Below are 15,962 nucleotides of genomic sequence, written 5' to 3' on the forward strand. Positions count from 1 at the left end.
GAGTTCCCGCCGTTAGCAGACGGTTACGACAGCGTTAGGCGGGCGTCCCCGGCGCGGCCACCGCGACGGCGTCACCACCACCCCGAGCCGCCGGTGGCACCGCCCGGGGCGCCCGGCATGTGAGGATTGGGACATGTCCGATGCCACCAATTCCCCCGACGACGTCTCCAAGCTCCCGGCCGCGACCCCGCTGACCCGGGCCGCCCTGGAGATCGACGAGTACGCCGCCACCCTCGGCTGGGACCTCCCGGCCCGGCTGTTCGCCCTGGTGGACAGCGCCGCGCTGCGCAAGGCCGACCCGCGGATCGCCGAACAGCTCGGCCTCGGCGACAGCGAGGAGCCCGGTCTCACCCCGGTCGAGCAGGACGAACTGCCGGCCGGCATGGAGCTGGACAAGTTCCTCGGCACCATCGCCTGGCCCGACGCCGTGGCCGGCTGCGCCCTGGTGGTCGAGCGGCTGATGCTGCCGCCGGGCTCCGAGCAGTCCCGCCCGCGCAACGCCTCCGACGCCCAGCTCGCCGAGTGGGTGGCCAACCACCCGAAGCGCGAGGAGGTGCGGATCACCGCCGCCGTGCTGCGCAACGGCAAGAGGGAGATCGCGCTGCGACTGCGGTCCAAGGACGTCGCCCGCGAGGTGCTGACCGGCCCCGACCTGGTCCCGGGCCTGACCGAGGCCCTGCTGGCGACCTTCTCCTAGCGCGCCGCCCCGCTCGGTGCGGGGCGGCCGCTACTTGGCGCAGGACGGCAGCGCGGAGGTCTGCCCGGAGCGGATCTGCTCCAGCGACTTCATCGCGCCGTCCAGCGTGTCGGCCTTGACCAGGGTCAGCCCGGACGGGGTGTTCTTGCCCGCCTCCGCACAGTTGGCGGCCGGGGTGAAGAAGTACTCGGCGCCGGCGTCGCGGGCGGCGATCAGCTTCATCGAGATCCCCCCGATCGGGCCGACCTTGCCGCTGTCGTCGATGGTGCCGGTGCCCGCGACGAACTTGCCGCCGGTGAGGTCCTCGGGCGTCAGCTTGTCGATGATGCCGAGCGAGAACATCAGCCCGGCGCTCGGCCCGCCGACGTCCTGCAGGCCGATGTCGATCTGGAACGGGTAGGTGTGCCGGATCCCGGGGCGGATGCCGACCATCGCGCCGCCGGTGTCCGGGGACTTCACGGTCGGCACGGTGATGTCGGTCCGGGCCGCCGCCGGGTCGGCCTTGCCGCCGTCCTTGACCATCGGCACCACGGTGAAGACCACCGACTCGCCCGGCTGGTGCTTGGTGACCGCCTTGGCGACGCCGTCCGCGTCGCTGACCGGGGTGCCGTCGACCGCGATGATCCGGTCGCCGGCGTGCAGCCTGCCCTCCGCCGGGGCGCCGGCGGAGACCGACTGGACGATCAGCTCGCTGCCGATCGGGATGCCGAGCTGGGTGAGCGCCGCCGTCCGCGCGTGGTCCTCGGAGAGGGCGAACTCCTCGGCGTTCTGCTTCTTGGCCTCCGCGTCGCTCTGCCCCTGGGGGTAGACGTTGTCGTGCGGCACCACCAGGACGTCGTCCCGGAGCCAGCCGACCACCGCGTTGACCAGGCTCGGCTCGTACCGGGCCCCGGTGACCTGGACGGTCGTCATGTTGAGGTGCCCGCTGACCGGGTACGACTCGTGGCCGGTGATGGTGATCACCGGCGTGCCCGTCTTCTCCTGCGCGCCGAGCGTGTTGTACGTCGGGCCCGGGCTCATCTCCGTGTACGGCACCTTCATCAGCACCGAGGCGCAGAGCAGCGCTATGAGCAGCAGGGTGGCGGCGAGCATCGTCGCAGAGCGGCGTGGCATGCATCGACAGTACGGGACGCCGCTGACGCGGCGCCCGCCGGGCTACCGGCCGGAGCCCTCGCCCTGGCCGGCACCGGCGGTGCTGCGTTCCATCGCGGCCATGAAGCGCCGGTGCTCGGCGAGTGAGGCGGGGTCCCCGGTGGCCCTCGGGGCCCGCTGGGCCCAGCCCGCCCACACCGTGGCGAGCAGGGCGGCGACAACCGGAATGATCAACCAGGCGAGCGCAGCCATGTCAGTACTCCCAGCTCGTCGTGCCTATGAGCAGATTAGCCACCCCGGCGGACAACGCGGGCGGCGCCATCCGGGTTACGGGACAGCCGATCGGCTCACTGCCAGGGAGTATTCGGCGTACCGGACCACACCCGTTCGAGTGAGGGCACGGCGCGCCTGCGTGTCAGCAGTGTTGTAGCAGGTCAGCAGTTGCCCGCGCCGACCCACTCCTCCTCGCCGTCGGCGAAGACCTGGTGCTTCCAGATCGGCACCTCGTGCTTGAGGTCGTCGATCAGCCGGCGGGCGGCGGTGAACGCCTCACCGCGGTGGGCACAGGAGACGGCCACGATCACGGCCTTGTCGGTGATCTCCAGCCGGCCGATCCGGTGGACCGCGGCGAGCGCCCGGACCGGGAAGTCCGCGACGATCTTCTCGGCGATCCGGCGCATCTCCGCCTCGGCCGTGGGGTGGCAGCTGTACTCCAGCGCGGCGACCGACTTGCCGCCGTCGTGGTCACGGACCGTCCCGACGAAGACGGTCGTACCGCCGGCCGCGTCGTCGCCGACCGCCTCGTACACCTCGTCGAGCGAGAGCGGGGTGTCGCGGATGGCGAGCAGGCGGATGGGGTCGTGGTTCTCGGACATGACCCCATGATTCCCCATCCCGAGTGGTTTCGGGCAAGGGGCTTCCGTATCACGATTGCGAAATTTCGCATCGTGAGAAAGCGGCGTTGGTCAGCCCCTGGCTCCGGGGGCCAGAGGTGTGCGGGCAGGCCCGGACGCCACGCTCCCGGGATTCCCGCCGCCCCGGCGCTCTCAGAAGCGGCGCCGCTTGCGCGCCCGGCGGACCAGCGCGGCCGTACCGACCAGCGCCACCGTCGCCCCGGCCGCGCCCAGGCTGGTGGCGGCCTCCTTGCCGCCCAGCCGCCGCCCGGCCACCGCGTGCTTGCCGGAGACCTGCGCCAGCAGCTCGGCCAGCACCTGCTCGTTGGTGTAGGCCGGCCGCCAGCCCGCCTCGTGCAACCGGCTGCCGGAGACCACCCACGGGTACATGGTGTACGCGAGGTCCCCCGCCGGGGCCGGGGTCAGGCCGAGGCGGTGCAGCCGGGCCGCGGTGCCCAGCGCCAGCGAGGCCGGCAGCTCCATCCGCCGGATTCCCGACAACCGCTCCACGTCCTCCTGCTCCAGCCAGCCGTCGCAGCCGACCGTCACCTCGCCCTCGACCAGGCCCAGCGCCGCGTACTCCAGCGCCGCCGCCAGGTCGTCCACGTGGCAGAACTGCCAGCACGGCCGGGAGCCGGCCACCACCAGCAGCCGCGGCGCCTCGAAGTGCCGGGTCAGCACGGTGTCGACGCCCGGCCCGACCACCACGGCAGGGCGCAGCACCGTCACCTGGAGCCCCGGGTGTGCGCGCGGGGCCCGCCGGGCCAGGCGCTCGATCTCCAGCAGGTCCCCGACCAGCGAGGCCTCCTCGGTGGCCCGCAGCTCCGAGTCCTCGGCCAGCGGCACCTCGTTGTCGGCCAGCGCGCCGTAGACCATCGCCGAGGTGCAGAGCACCACCCGGTGCACGCCGGCCGCCGCGGCCGCGGTCAGCACGGTCTGCGCGCCGCGCACGTTGTAGGCGCTGCGGGCGCGCGGGTCGGACTCCATGCCGAGGTCCATCGCCAGGTGGACGACCACGTCCACCCCGGCGAGCCGCTCGGCCACCGCCGGGTCGCGGACGTCCAGGACGCGCCACTGCACGCCCGGCACCTCGCCCCGGCGGTCGTCGACCGCGAGGACCTTCTTCACCCCCGGCGAGGCCACCAGGCGGGCCGCGACCCGCTCACCCAGGACGCCGGCGGCGCCCGTCACTGCCACGGTCAGCGGCTTGCCGCCGTAGGCTGGAGGCGGCGACGCCGTGATGTCCGGGGCGTCCTCTCCTCCGGTCAGCCCAGAGCGAACGTCCGAAGGCGGGGAACTCACCGGCCATCCTCCACGGTTAGCTTATGTGCGTACGTACGTGTGTCACGTACGTCCATCCTGCCCGAGGCGAAGGCCCGGCGGTGCACCCGGCGCGGACCAGCCTCGCGGGAGCCGCCCACCGGCCGGGAGTCCCCCACTCCGCGGACCGCCCCGGGCGTGCAGACTTTCCCGCCACCACCCGCACGACGGCCGACCGGATCGAGGACCCCGTGAGCGACCTTCCCTTCGGATTCGGCGTTCCGCCAGAGGAGCCCGAGGACGGCAAGGCCAAGCCCGAGGACGCCAAGGGCAAGCCCGGCGAGGAGCCGGCGAAGAAGGACCAGGGCGGGGAGCAGGGTGGCCCGCAGTCCTTCGGCTTCGCCGGAAACCCGTTCGGCGCGCTGTTCGGCATGGGAATGCCCGGCGGCCCCGGTCTCCCCGGCGCGCCCGGTGGCGCCGACAACCCGTTCGCCGCGATGTTCGGCGGGCTCAACCCCAACGACCTCGGCGCCGCCTTCCAGCAGCTCGGGCAGATGCTCTCCTTCGAGGGCGGCCCGGTGAACTGGGACCTCGCCAAGGACATCGCCCGCCAGACCGTCGTCGCCGAACCCGCCGAGGGCAAGTCCAAGGACCGGTCGGTCGGCGCCGCCGAGCGCTCGGCCGTCGCCGAGGCCGTCCGGCTCGCCGACCTCTGGCTGGACGGCGCCACCGAGTTCCCCTCCGGCGCCGGCACCGCCGTCGCCTGGAGCCGGGCCGAGTGGATCGAGGCCACCCTCCCGGTCTGGAAGGACCTGGTCGACCCGGTCGCCGAGAGGGTCGGCAACGCCATGGGCGGCGTGCTGCCCGAGGAGATGCAGTCCATGGCCGGCCCGCTGATGGGCATGATGCGCTCGATGGGCGGCGCCATGTTCGGCACCCAGATCGGCCAGGCGCTCGGCGCGCTCGCCGCCGAGGTGGTCGGCTCCACCGACATCGGCCTGCCGCTCGCCCCGGCCGGCAAGGCCGCGCTGCTGCCCCAGAACATCGCCGAGTTCGGCGAGGGCCTGAACGTGCCCGCCGACGAGGTCCGGCTCTACCTGGCCCTGCGCGAGGCCGCCCACCAGCGCCTCTTCGCCCACGTGCCGTGGCTACGCGCCCACCTGTTCGGCGCCGTCGAGGCCTATGCGCGCGGCATCAAGGTCGACACCTCCCGGATGGAGGAGCTGGCCGGCCAGCTCGACCCGAGCAACCCCGAGGCTCTCCAGGAGGCGCTGGCCAGCGGCCTGCTCCAGCCCGAGGACACTCCCGAGCAGAAGGCCGCGCTCGCCCGCCTGGAGACGGCGCTCGCGCTGGTCGAGGGCTGGGTCGACGCCGTCGTGCACGCCGCCGCCGAGCCGCACCTGCCGCAGGCCGGCGCGCTGCGCGAGACCGTCCGCCGCCGCCGCGCGGCCGGCGGGCCCGCCGAGCAGACCTTCGCCACCCTGGTCGGCCTGGAGCTGCGCCCGCGCCGGCTGCGCGACGCCGCCCGGCTCTGGGCGCTGCTCGCCGACGCCCGCGGCGTCGAGGGCCGCGACGACCTCTGGCAGCACCCCGACATGCTCCCCACCGCCGCCGACCTGGACGACCCGGACGCCTTCGTGCACCGGGACACGGCCGGCGACCTGGAGGGCGGCATCGACTTCGACGCGATCGACAAGCTGCTCGGCGAGGCGGCCGCGGGCGGCGCCGCCGGTGGCGCCGGCGGCTCGAAGCCGGACCTCGCGAAGCCCGGCCCGGAGCAGAAGAACGACGACGAGAACGGGAAGGGCGAGCCCACCGCATGACGCTCACCGAGACGGGCGCGTCCGCCCTGCACGCGGACGCCGTCCGCACCCTGAGCCACTGGCAGCCCGCCGACCCGGACCAGGAGCAGCTGCGCCGCGACTACCTGAACCACCTGGCCGAACAGCCCGAAGGTCTGTTCCGGTCCTGCCTGCCCGCCCACATCACCGCCAGCGCGGCCGTGGTCGACCCGGCCGCCGGGCGGGTACTGCTGACCCTGCACCCCAAGGTCGGCATGTGGCTGCAGATGGGCGGCCACTGCGAGCCCGGCGACCGGGACCTCGCCGCGGCCGCGCTGCGCGAGGCCACCGAGGAGTCCGGCATCCCGGACCTCGTCCTGCTGACCGTCGACGGTCTGCCGGTGCCGGCCAAGCTCGACCGGCACCAGGTCCGCTGCACCGGCAAGGACCGCCCGGAGAACACCCACCTGGACGTCCAGTACATCGCGGTGGCCCCCCCGGGAGCACAGGAGCTGATCAGCGAGGAGTCGCTGGACCTGCGCTGGTTCGACTACGACCGCCTGCCCGAGCTGACCGATCACTCGGTGCGCGACCTGGTCGCGCGAGCGCGGAAGCTGACCGCCTGAGATTGGTGTGAAGGCATGACGAGGGGGCGCGGACCGTCAGGTCCGCGCCCCCTTCTCGTTGCTGTGGGCGTTCAGCCGCAGGAGCCGGCCGGGTCGGGCTCCTGCGGGCCGCCCGCGTGCCGGGCCCCGGGGATGTGCGGCAGCCGGGCCGCCGAGACCACGCCCTCCAGATAGCCGCGGGCCCGCTCCGTCCGCGGATAGGCCTCCAGCAGCGCCCAGAACGACGGGCCGTGGTCCGGCACCAGCAGATGGGCCAGCTCGTGCAGCAGCACGTAGTCGACGACGTACTCGGGCATGCCCTGGAGGCGGTGCGAGAGCCGGATCGTCCGCTCACTGGGGGTGCAGGAGCCCCAGCGCGAGTTCTGGTTGGTGACCCAGCGGACCTGGACGGGCCTGGCCCGGTTGCCGAGATAGGCGGCGGACAGCTCGCGCGCCCGCGCCGCCAGCGCGTCGTCGCCCAGCACCCGCCGGCTCTCCTGGGCGGCCAGCTTCTCCAGCATCTGGGCGACCCAGCGCTGCTCCTCCGCATGCGACATCCGGGCCGGGATCAGCACGATCGTGCGGTCGCCCTCGCGGTACGCGGAGACCGTCCGGCTGCGGCGGGCGCTGCGGCGGACCTCGACCCGCGAGCGGTCGAGGTGCGGCTTCTCGCCACGGCTCTCCGCAGCCCCCTCCACCCGCGAAGGGGCCTGCGGTGGTTCCGAGGACGTCGGCCGCTGGTCCGGGCGCCCGCGCGTGCTCGGCGCCGCCACCTGCGACCCGGACGCTGCACGGGCACGCCGACGCGACGCCGGGGGATGGGAGTCCCGTTCGGCTGCCATGGCACACGACGTTACCCGGTAGCACTGACAGAAGTCCGCTGCCATGGCCGAAATCTTTCGTGGAGTGATCGGGAACGAAAGGCCGACAGAAGGTGTCCGGAATCCGACTCAGGCCCGGACGGAAAGTTATCCACAGGGGGTGCGAACAGATCATCCGATCATGGGGCTGCGCCTGTGGACAACGCACCGCACGATGTCCGGCCGATCGGGCATGCTGCCGTCGGCCGTCCGGAAACGATCGGAAGGGAAACTGCCGTGCGCCTTCTGCTGAAGCCCGCCCTCTCCCGCAGCTGGCGGGACTCCGAGACCTTGCAGTTCGGTACCGTCCAGCGCTTCGCCGGGGTGCTCGAACACGCCGACAAGACCCTCTGCGACTTCCTCGGGCTGCTCGACGGGACGCACGACCGGCCCTCGCTGCTGGAGGCCGGCGAACGGGTCGGCCTCGGGCGCGAGCCCGCCGAGACGCTGCTCGACACGCTGGAACAGACCGGGCTGCTCGACGACGCCGACGCCACCGGCGCCGCACTGGCCCGCTTCCCCCAGCCACTGCGCGAGCTGCTCGGGCCCGACCTCGCCTCGCTCTCCCTGGTCCACTCCGGGCCCGGTGCCGGGCCCGCCGTCCTCGCCCGGCGGGCCGACCGGCGGATCGAGGTCCGCGGCGCCGGCCGGGTCGGTGCCGCGATCGCCGCCGTCCTCGCGGCGGGCGGCACGGGCACGGTCAGGGTCACGGACAGCGGCCGGGTCAGCCCCGGCGACTGCTCCCCCGCCGGGCTCCCGCCCTCCGACGTCGGGCGGCTGCGCACCACCGCCGCCGGTGAGGCCGTCCACCGGGCCTCCGGCCGTCGGCTCGTGCCGAACGCGCGCCGCTGCCGGGAGCGGCGGCCGCCCGACCTCGTGGTGCTGGCACCCCGGGACGGCAGCGGCGCCTTCGCCGGCGGCACGTACGCGGCCAAGGAGCTGCTGCGCTCCGGGATCCCGCACCTGTACGTCGGGGTGGTGGAGGAGATCGGTGTGGTCGGCCCGCTGGTGCTCCCCGGCGCCTCGGCCTGCGGCCACTGCCTGGTGCTGGCGCGGGAGGACGAGGACGCCGCCTGGCCCCGGGTGCTCGCCCAGCTCGCGGACGACGGCCCCGGCCGGGCCCGCACCCCGGCCGGCGACACCGCCCTCGCCACCACCGTCGCCGGCCTCGCCGCCCTCCACGTCCAGCTCCACCTCGACGGCATCCGGCCCCCGAGCGTGGACGGCTGGTGCGAGGTCTCGGCCGCGGACGGGATGAGCCGCCGTCTGCGGCTTAAGGGGCACCCCGACTGCGGCTGCCTCTGGCAGCCGCTGCCACCGGGGTGAGGCGGAGCCAACCGGCCGACCGCGTGGATCGGCTGGGAGCCTTGCCGTCAGATGGTGTACCCGCCCTCCACCGCGAGGGCGGTGCCGGTGACGTAGCGGCCGCCGTGCCCCGCCGGGTAGGCCACCGCGGCGGCGACGTCCTCGGCCTCGCCGTACCGCCCCAGGGCGGTGAGGGAGCGCTGGAAGCCGGCGCTCGCGCCGTCGGCCGGGTTCATGTCGGTGTCGATCGGGCCCGGGTCCACGATGGTGGCGGTGATCCCGAGCGGCCCCCGCTCCCGGGCAAGTCCCCTGGTCAGCCCGGCGAGCGCGGATTTGGCCATCGCCTGCAGGACGAAGTTCGAGCCGGGGACACGCCCGTTGAAGCACGAGCCGATGCTGATGATCCGCCCGCCGTCGCCCATGTGCCGGGCGGCGGACTGGGCCGCCAGGAACACGGACCGGACGTCCACGGCGAGCACCCGGTCCAGTTCCGCGGCGGACACCTCGGCGAGCGGGCCGTAGGTGAGGAAGCCCGCGTTGTTCACCGGCGGCCACCGGGACTACGGCGACTGGGCGGTCGACCGCGTCGTACGCATCCAGACGCTCTATGCCGCAGGCCTGAACAGCAGGAGGATCGCCCAACTGCTGCCCTGCATGAGGGATGCGGACGGCCGGCCGAACGAGATCGCCACTCCGGAGCTGGTCGACGAGCTCACCGCGGAGCGCGACCGCATCAACCGCATGATCACCGATCTGGGCGCTCCCGCGACGTCCTGGACGAAGTGATCGACACGGCGTCGGAGAGCACGACCACCGGCCGCCCGGCCCCGCTCGCGCGTCAGGGGTGAGGGCCCCGACGGGGAGGAGCGGCCCGACCCCTCAACCGGCGGGCGGGCGCCCCTTGGTGTTGCCCGGTCAACCGTGCGGGCGACTCCGGCACGCCGGGGGCCACGCCCCCCGGCCCCCGGCCAGAACCTAGGAGTTCGCCACCGGCCGGTAGGTGCAGATGTTGACGCCGGTCTTGCTGGTGATGGTGGAGACCAGTTCGAGGGTGCGGAGCGTGCCGTCGGCCGGGAAGATCGTCTTTCCGCCGCCGAGGACGACCGGCATGATCATGAGGCGCAGCTCGTCGAACAGGCCCTCGCTCAGCAGGGTGCGCACGAGGGTGGGGCTGCCCATGACCGACAGGTCACCGCCGGCGGTCGCACGCAGCTCGCGGATCCGCTCGACGGCCTCGTCGCCGGCGATGCGGGTGGTGTTGCTCCAGCTCAGCTCGGAGTCGGCGAGCGTTCCGGTCACCACGTACTTGCGGATGGCGTTCATCTGGTCGGCGAACGGGTCGCCGGCCCGCTCGGGCCAGGCGCCGGCCATGGTCTGCCAGGTGCGGCGGCCGAACAGCAGGGCCTCGGTGCTGGCCATCGCCTCGCCGATGGCACCGCCCATCACCTCCGGGTCGAAGAACTGGTGGGTCCAACCGCCGTGGGCGAAACCGCCGTCGGTGTCCTCCTGCGGGCCGCCGGGCGCCTGCACGACGCCGTCGAGGCTGATGAACTCGCTGATCACGATGCGCATGGGGGGCTCGCTTCTCTCTCGTTTCGGACTTACGACAATGAAGACCGTCGCGCCGCCCGGAAATCATCGCTCCCGCAGGACTTCTTTCCGGTGACCTGGATCACATGGCGGGCCGTTGGGCGGACCGCCCGCGCGACGGCCTGGTCGGGGCTGCGCCGGCCACCCGGGACGGGGTGCACCGGACTGCCACCGGGGCCGTAGGCGACGCCTTCGACGGCGGGGCGCTCACGGCGGCGTGGGGCGCGGCCCCGACCGGGCTCGGCCGGGAGGAGGCCGGCCCCGGCCGATGACGGGCACCGACGCCGGGCCGCCCGGGCCGGCGGGCCGCGCCGAACGGGTCAGGAAACGCGGCCGGGACCGGCGTGACGAACGGGCACAATGGCGTAGTGACGGTCGGCCCCCGACGGCGGGGTGCCGACGGCGTGTGAATTGGAGACCCGGGTGAGCGATCTTCCGCGCAAGGCAGTGACCCGCACGGCACGACTCGCCGCCCTGCCGCTGGGGATCGCCGGCCGGGCCACGCTCGGGCTGGGCAGGCGGATCGGGGGGCGCTCGGCGGACGTGGTGACGGCCGAGCTCCAGCAGGCCACCGCGGACCAGCTGTTCAAGGTCCTGGGCGAGCTCAAGGGCGGGGCGATGAAGTTCGGGCAGGTGCTGTCCGTCTTCGAGGCCGCACTCCCGGAGGAGGTCGCCGGGCCGTACCGGGCCGCGCTGACCAAGCTGCAGGACGCCGCTCCCCCGATGCCCGCGGCCAAGGTGCACACGGCGCTCGCCCAGCGGCTGGGCGAGAACTGGCGCGAGCTGTTCCGGGAGTTCGACGACCGGCCGGCCGCCGCCGCGTCGATCGGCCAGGTGCACCGGGCGATCTGGCACGACGGCCGCGAGGTGGCGGTCAAGGTCCAGTACCCGGGCGCGGGCGACGCGCTGCTGGCGGACCTCTCCCAGCTGAGCCGGGTGGCCTGGCTGCTCGGCCCGCTCATCCCCGGTCTGGACATCAAGCCGCTGATCATCGAGCTGCGCGAGCGCGTCTCGGAGGAGCTGGACTACGAGCTGGAGGCGCAGGCCCAGCGCCGGCACGCCGAGGAGTTCGCGGGCGATCCGGACATCGCGGTGCCCGGCGTGGTGGCGCAGGCCGACCAGGTGCTGGTCACCGAGTGGATGGACGGCACCCCGCTGGCCGAGGTGATCGCGGACGGCACCCAGGAGGAGCGCGACCGGGCCGGGCAGCTGCTGGCCCGCTTCCTCTTCGCGGGCCCGTCGCGGACCGGCCTGCTCCACGCCGACCCGCACCCGGGCAACTTCCGCCTGCTGAAGGACGACGGACCGGCATCCGGCTGGCGGCTCGGCGTGCTGGACTTCGGCACCGTCGACCGGCTGCCGGGCGGGCTGCCCGCGCCGATCGGGGCCTCACTGCGGATGGCGCTGGCCGGTGACGCGGCGGGAGTGCTGGAGATGCTGCGCGAGGAGGGCTTCGTCAAGCCCTCTATCGAGCTGGACCCGGACGCGGTGCTGGACTACCTGGTGCCGATCATCGAGCCGGCCGCGGTGGACACCTTCCACTTCACCCGGACGTGGATGCGGGCCCAGGCGGCCCGGATCGCCGATCCGCGCTCGCCCGCCTACAACCTGGGCAAGCAGCTCAACCTGCCCCCGGCGTACCTGCTGATCCATCGGGTCACCCTGAGCACCATCGGGGTGCTCTGCCAGCTGGGCGCCAACGCACCCTTCCGGGCGGAGATGCTGCGGTGGCTCCCGGAGTTCGCGGAGCAGCCCGCCGGGCAGGCGCAGCCCGCGTCGCCGAAGAAGCGCGGCACGACCAGGAAGAGCGAGCCGGCGAAGAAGGGCTGAGCCGGGGCCCAACGGCCGCAGGCCGCTCCCCGGATGGGGGGCGGCCTGCGGCACGACGGGGGTGAAGCGGTACTGCGCCGGCGCCTACATCAGCGCGACGGCGATGGCCTTGCGGGCCCGCAGCGAGGCCCGCTCGGCCTTCTGCCTGAGCCGCTGGGCCTTGGCGACCCGGGAGACGAGCCGTTCGTGCTCGGCCTCCTGGAGGCGCTCTTGCATATGCGCCCGGGCCAGGGATTCGTGGAGAAGTTGCATTTCGAGGGTCCTGTTCTGGATCTGAAGTTCGTTGGTCTGCTCAGCGCGGACGGTCGGGTCGATGGCGGCGGCGGTCATGTGGTGGTCCTGCTCGTGGTGCGACGTGGGGAAGTGGACGGTGCGGGCTGCGTCAGCCTTGGCGGCGGCGGTTCGCACGGAGCGGCGAAGGACGCTGTCCAGCGGGGGCTGCTCTCCCCGGCGGACGGCCTTGGCTCCGAGCGCGGGGTTCACGCCGCGACCTCGGTCTTGCGCGGACGGCCACGCGGCCGCTTGCGGGCCACGACGACGCCCTGGACGAAGAGCTCGCCACCCCAGACGCCCCACGGCTCGCGCCGCTCCAGCGCGCCGGTCAGGCAGGCCTCCTTGACCGGGCAGGTGCCGCAGAGGGACTTCGCGTACTCGACGTCGGCGGGCGTCTCGGCGAAGAAGACCTCCGGGTCGAAGGCGCGGCACGGGATGGGAAGACCGAGCGCCTCGGCCTGGTCGATCGAGGTGAGCTGCATCAGGGATACCTCCGGGGGGTCGGCCTGGTCGGCCTTGGTGGTCTGGTCTGTCGGCGGTACGGACGGGATGGGCGGCGTGATGACCGTGGACACTGTGGGCGTCTTCCTCGTCTTCTCAGTGGGTCCGGCTCAGCTGACTGGTGGGGCTGGGCCGGAGGCCCCCGGGGGGGGCCTGGGTGGTCTTGCGTACCGGACAAAACAGAAGGGCCGCGGATCCCGGTGTGACGGGTTCCGCGGCCCTGGAGGTGCCGACCTGAGGCTGACTCAGGTTCGTTCTCTCCAGGGTTCAGGCCCGCGGAAGGCCCGCATCCGGATGGCCGTGGCGCCGGTAAAGGCGGCCATGACCTGCTTGTTGATCTGCTGCTCGTTCTGCTCCTGGGCGTTTCCGGCACCGATGACCTGCGCATAGCCGCCATGAATGGCGGCGGCTACTGCCGTCTTCGGTGCCTGGGTCGGTCGCTCATCACGCAGGGAGCGCGACGTGCCGACCGACGCCCAGTCACGGGACAGACCGGTCTCGACAGAGGTGCCGTCGATACCGCCCCTGAGGCCCGTGCTGCAGAGATCAGTGTGTCCAGGACCACTGACAGCGGAGCCGAGGGAAGCGGGGACGACGGAGACACCGGTGGCGTCGAGACCCAGACCGGTTCCGCCCAGTTCGGCGAGGGCCCGCAGGCGGGCGGCACGCAGGGAGGCAGCGACAACGGTCTGGCCAGTCAGTTTGGTGATCATGGTGGTTTCCACTGTCTTCGCCTCCTCTCGGCGTCTCGCGGAGCCTGGTCTCCCGGGCTCCGAACTGTTCGGATGTCTGTCTCGGTGGTGCAGGTGAAGCGTGGTGCAGATGAAGCTGATTGGTGCGGTGCACGCTGTTGGGCGCAGGAGAACACGGCACAGGCGTCACCCCGTGCGATCGCGTCCCCTTGACCGCTCCGGCAGGCTATTGCGCTCCCGGTACAGCGCGCAAACTATTTTTCCGGCGAGTTCCCCGACGAGTTCCGAAGCGCCTCGAAGCGCCTGCTCCCAACGCCCCGGACCGGCTCAGGCCGGTTCGCCCGGATCGCCGTCCTCGACGTCGACCGGATCCTCCTCGGGCTCCTCCCCCGCACACAACGACAGCACGGCGGCCCCGTACTTGTCCAGCTTCATGGCGCCGACCCCCGAGATCACCGCCAGCTCCTGCCGGGTCGAGGGGACGTCCTCGGCGATCGCCATCAGCGTCGCGTCGGTGAAGACGACGTAGGCCGGCGCGCCCTGTTTCTTCGCCTGCCCGGCCCGCCACTCGCGCAACCGCTCGTACAGCGCCTCGTCCATCGAGGACGGGCAGCTCTCGCAGCGCCGCAGCTTGCGCTCGACCGCCTCGGTGAGCACCCGCTCGCAGACCCGGCACTTGACCGGCCCGCGGACCCGCCGCCCGGCGGAGCGCTCGCCCGGCTCGACGCCGCCGCGCCCGCCCCGGCTCCCGGCGCGTGCCCCCGGCGCGCCGGAGCCCGGCCGCAGGCCGTCCAGGAAGCGGGTGGGCTTGCGGCTGGCCCGACCGCCCGGGGAGCGGGAGAGCGCCCAGGAAAGCGAGAGGTGCTTGCGGGCGCGGGTGACGCCGACGTACAGCAGCCTGCGCTCCTCCTCGACCTGCTCGTCGGTCTTGGCGTAGATGATCGGCATGGTGCCCTCGGTGAGGCCGACCAGGAAGACGGCGTCCCACTCCAGGCCCTTGGCCGCGTGCAGCGAGGCCAGCGTGACGCCCTCGACGGCGGGGGCGTGCTGGGCGGCGGCGCGGGCGTCCAGCTCGGCGACGTACGCGGCGAGGTCGGCGCTCTCCCCGGCCGCGGTCCGGGTGCGCTCGAACTCCTCGGCGAGCCGGACCAGCGCGGCCAGCGACTCCCAGCGCTCGCGCACCGCGCCGGAGCCGGCCGGCGGCTCGGGGGTGAAGCCCCGGGTGGCGAGCACCGCGCGGACCTGCGCGGCCAGGCCGGGGGCGCCGTCGGTGAGCGGGTCGGAGCCGGCCCGGGCGGCGCCCCGAAGGAGCACACCGGCGTCGCGCACCTCGGGCCGCTCGAAGAACCGCTCGGCGCCCTTGAGCTGGTAGGAGACGCCGACGTCGGCGAGCGCCTGCTCGTAGACCTCGGACTGGCCGTTGGTGCGGAACAGCACGGCGACCGCGCTGGCCCGCACGCCGGCCGCGAGCAGCTCCTGGATCCGGCGGGCGGTGGTCTCGGCCTCGGTCGGCTCGTCCTCGTACTCGGCGTAGACCGGCTCGGGGCCGGCCTCGCGCTGGGAGATCAGTTCGAGCCGGTGCCGGGCGGCCTCGCCGCGGGCCTGGGCGAGCAGCCCGTTGGCGAGGTGGACGACCTGCGGGGTGGAGCGGTAGTCACGGACCAGCTTGACGACCGTCGCCTCGGGGTGGCGGCTGCGGAAGTTCAGCAGGTAGTCGGGGGTGGCGCCGGTGAACGAGTAGATCGTCTGGCTGGCGTCGCCGACCACACAGAGGCTGGCGCCGCCGCCGGGGCCGGTCCACCGGTCGAGCAGCCGCTGCTGGAGCGGCGAGACGTCCTGGTACTCGTCCACGGTGAAGTGCCGGTACTGGGCGCGGACCTGGTCGGCGATGTCCGGCCGGTCCTCCAGGATGGCGGCGGTCAGCAGCAGGACGTCCTCGAAGTCGATGACGCCGCGGCGGCTCTTGGTCTCCTCGTAGACGCGGTAGACCTGGGCGGTCTCGGCAGGGTCCCGCGGGGCCTCGCGGCCGGACTTCTGAACCGCGGCGGGGTAGTCGTCGGGGCCGATCTGGGTGACCTTGGCCCACTCGATCTCGGCGGTGAGGTCGCGCAACTCGGTGCGCTGGACCCGCAGGCCGCAGCGGCCGGCGGACTCGGCGACCAGCTGGACCTTGCGCTCCACCAGCTGCGGCACCGGCCCGCCGACGGCGCGCGGCCAGAAGTACTGGAGCTGGCGCAGGGCCGCGGAGTGGAAGGTGCGGGCCTGGACGCCCTCGGCACCGAGCTCGCGCAGCCGGCCGCGCATCTCGCCGGCGGCGCGGGCGGTGAAGGTGACGGCGAGGACCTGGGCGGGCTGGTAGACGCCGCTGCGCACGCCGTAGGCGATCCGGTGGGTGATGGCGCGCGTCTTGCCCGTGCCGGCGCCGGCGAGGACGCAGACGGGCCCCTGCAGGGCGGTGGCGACGGCCCGCTGCTCGGGGTCGAGCCCGGCGAGCACCGCGTCGGGGCCCGACGCGGCCGGGTGGCCCGCCTGGTAGCTGTCGAACGGGCTGCCGCTCAAGAGGTCTTCCTGCATGCGTTCCAT

Annotated in this window: 17 protein-coding genes and 1 pseudogene; 7 read left to right on the forward strand and 11 right to left on the reverse strand. The window is 73.5% G+C overall.

The window, feature by feature from the left end; translation table 11 throughout:
• Positions 1 to 133: 133 nt before the first annotated feature.
• The gene (locus tag OG286_RS15500) at positions 134 to 697 is read left to right on the forward strand and encodes a PPA1309 family protein (RefSeq protein ID WP_396320745.1); all 564 of its coding nucleotides are present in this window, start codon (positions 134 to 136) and stop codon (positions 695 to 697) included.
• Positions 698 to 727: 30 nt separating this feature from the next.
• On the opposite strand, the gene OG286_RS15505 is transcribed toward OG286_RS15500, so the two are convergent.
• From OG286_RS15505 to OG286_RS15520, 4 genes are all read right to left on the reverse strand, one after another.
• Positions 728 to 1,810 (reverse strand): PDZ domain-containing protein, encoded by a 1,083-nt coding sequence (locus OG286_RS15505; protein ID WP_396320744.1) that lies wholly within the window; start codon positions 1,808 to 1,810, stop codon positions 728 to 730.
• A gap of 42 nt (positions 1,811 to 1,852) precedes the next feature.
• Positions 1,853 to 2,041 (reverse strand): hypothetical protein, encoded by a 189-nt coding sequence (locus OG286_RS15510; RefSeq protein ID WP_396320743.1) that lies wholly within the window; start codon positions 2,039 to 2,041, stop codon positions 1,853 to 1,855.
• A gap of 182 nt (positions 2,042 to 2,223) precedes the next feature.
• Entirely contained in the window at positions 2,224 to 2,664 is a 441-nt protein-coding gene (locus OG286_RS15515) for a molybdenum cofactor biosynthesis protein MoaE (protein WP_241002573.1), read from the reverse strand.
• A 171-nt stretch (positions 2,665 to 2,835) separates the two neighbouring features.
• Positions 2,836 to 3,984, reverse strand: a complete 1,149-nt coding sequence (locus OG286_RS15520) for an NAD-dependent epimerase/dehydratase family protein (protein ID WP_396320742.1) — start codon at positions 3,982 to 3,984, stop codon at positions 2,836 to 2,838.
• A 209-nt stretch (positions 3,985 to 4,193) separates the two neighbouring features.
• On the opposite strand from OG286_RS15520, the gene OG286_RS15525 reads away from it, so the two are divergent.
• Positions 4,194 to 5,765 (forward strand): zinc-dependent metalloprotease, encoded by a 1,572-nt coding sequence (locus OG286_RS15525; RefSeq protein WP_405365370.1) that lies wholly within the window; start codon positions 4,194 to 4,196, stop codon positions 5,763 to 5,765.
• Complete coding sequence (locus tag OG286_RS15530; protein WP_396320740.1) at positions 5,762 to 6,349, forward strand: NUDIX hydrolase; 588 nt, start codon at positions 5,762 to 5,764, stop codon at positions 6,347 to 6,349. The genes OG286_RS15525 and OG286_RS15530 overlap by 4 nt, the downstream gene beginning before the upstream one ends.
• A gap of 71 nt (positions 6,350 to 6,420) precedes the next feature.
• Here the strand turns inward: OG286_RS15530 and OG286_RS15535 are convergent, their stop codons facing one another.
• On the reverse strand, positions 6,421 to 7,026 hold the full coding sequence (locus tag OG286_RS15535; RefSeq protein ID WP_396320739.1) for a M48 family metallopeptidase: 606 nt from the start codon (positions 7,024 to 7,026) through the stop codon (positions 6,421 to 6,423).
• Between the two features lie 399 nt (positions 7,027 to 7,425).
• Here OG286_RS15535 and OG286_RS15540 point away from each other — a divergent pair, with 399 nt between their 5' ends.
• Positions 7,426 to 8,514, forward strand: coding sequence for a ThiF family adenylyltransferase (locus OG286_RS15540; RefSeq protein WP_396320738.1), 1,089 nt, complete (start codon positions 7,426 to 7,428; stop codon positions 8,512 to 8,514).
• A gap of 47 nt (positions 8,515 to 8,561) precedes the next feature.
• Here OG286_RS15540 and OG286_RS15545 read toward each other — a convergent pair whose 3' ends face one another.
• Positions 8,562 to 9,038: an SDR family oxidoreductase gene (locus OG286_RS15545; RefSeq protein ID WP_396320737.1), complete on the reverse strand. Its 477-nt coding sequence runs from the start codon at positions 9,036 to 9,038 to the stop codon at positions 8,562 to 8,564.
• A 1-nt stretch (position 9,039) separates the two neighbouring features.
• Between OG286_RS15545 and OG286_RS15550 the strand changes: the two are divergent.
• Positions 9,040 to 9,341: pseudogene (locus tag OG286_RS15550) on the forward strand (MerR family transcriptional regulator); the annotation flags it as partial.
• Positions 9,342 to 9,468: 127 nt separating this feature from the next.
• Here OG286_RS15550 and OG286_RS15555 read toward each other — a convergent pair.
• Positions 9,469 to 10,065, reverse strand: coding sequence for a dihydrofolate reductase family protein (locus tag OG286_RS15555; protein ID WP_396320736.1), 597 nt, complete (start codon positions 10,063 to 10,065; stop codon positions 9,469 to 9,471).
• A gap of 104 nt (positions 10,066 to 10,169) precedes the next feature.
• Between OG286_RS15555 and OG286_RS15560 the strand changes: the two genes are divergently transcribed.
• Both OG286_RS15560 and OG286_RS15565 read left to right on the forward strand, forming a co-directional pair.
• The gene (locus OG286_RS15560) at positions 10,170 to 10,355 is read left to right on the forward strand and encodes a hypothetical protein (protein ID WP_396320735.1); all 186 of its coding nucleotides are present in this window, start codon (positions 10,170 to 10,172) and stop codon (positions 10,353 to 10,355) included.
• 151 nt (positions 10,356 to 10,506) lie between these two features.
• Positions 10,507 to 11,913, forward strand: a complete 1,407-nt coding sequence (locus OG286_RS15565) for an ABC1 kinase family protein (protein ID WP_396320734.1) — start codon at positions 10,507 to 10,509, stop codon at positions 11,911 to 11,913.
• An 84-nt stretch (positions 11,914 to 11,997) separates the two neighbouring features.
• Here OG286_RS15565 and OG286_RS15570 read toward each other — a convergent pair whose 3' ends face one another.
• The 4 genes from OG286_RS15570 to OG286_RS15585 all read right to left on the reverse strand — a co-directional run bounded on the left by OG286_RS15570 (position 11,998) and on the right by OG286_RS15585 (position 15,875).
• Positions 11,998 to 12,396, reverse strand: a complete 399-nt coding sequence (locus tag OG286_RS15570; protein WP_396320733.1) for a hypothetical protein — start codon at positions 12,394 to 12,396, stop codon at positions 11,998 to 12,000.
• The gene (locus OG286_RS15575; RefSeq protein ID WP_396320732.1) at positions 12,393 to 12,761 is read right to left on the reverse strand and encodes a WhiB family transcriptional regulator; all 369 of its coding nucleotides are present in this window, start codon (positions 12,759 to 12,761) and stop codon (positions 12,393 to 12,395) included. Before OG286_RS15575 ends, OG286_RS15570 begins: the two co-directional genes overlap by 4 nt.
• A 171-nt stretch (positions 12,762 to 12,932) precedes the next feature.
• Positions 12,933 to 13,412, reverse strand: coding sequence for a hypothetical protein (locus tag OG286_RS15580; protein WP_405361285.1), 480 nt, complete (start codon positions 13,410 to 13,412; stop codon positions 12,933 to 12,935).
• A gap of 294 nt (positions 13,413 to 13,706) precedes the next feature.
• Entirely contained in the window at positions 13,707 to 15,875 is a 2,169-nt protein-coding gene (locus tag OG286_RS15585; protein ID WP_405363790.1) for an ATP-dependent DNA helicase UvrD2, read from the reverse strand.
• Positions 15,876 to 15,962: the final 87 nt, after the last annotated feature.

The organism is Kitasatospora sp. NBC_00039 (genome assembly GCF_045160625.1).
GTDB lineage: Bacteria > Actinomycetota > Actinomycetes > Streptomycetales > Streptomycetaceae > Kitasatospora.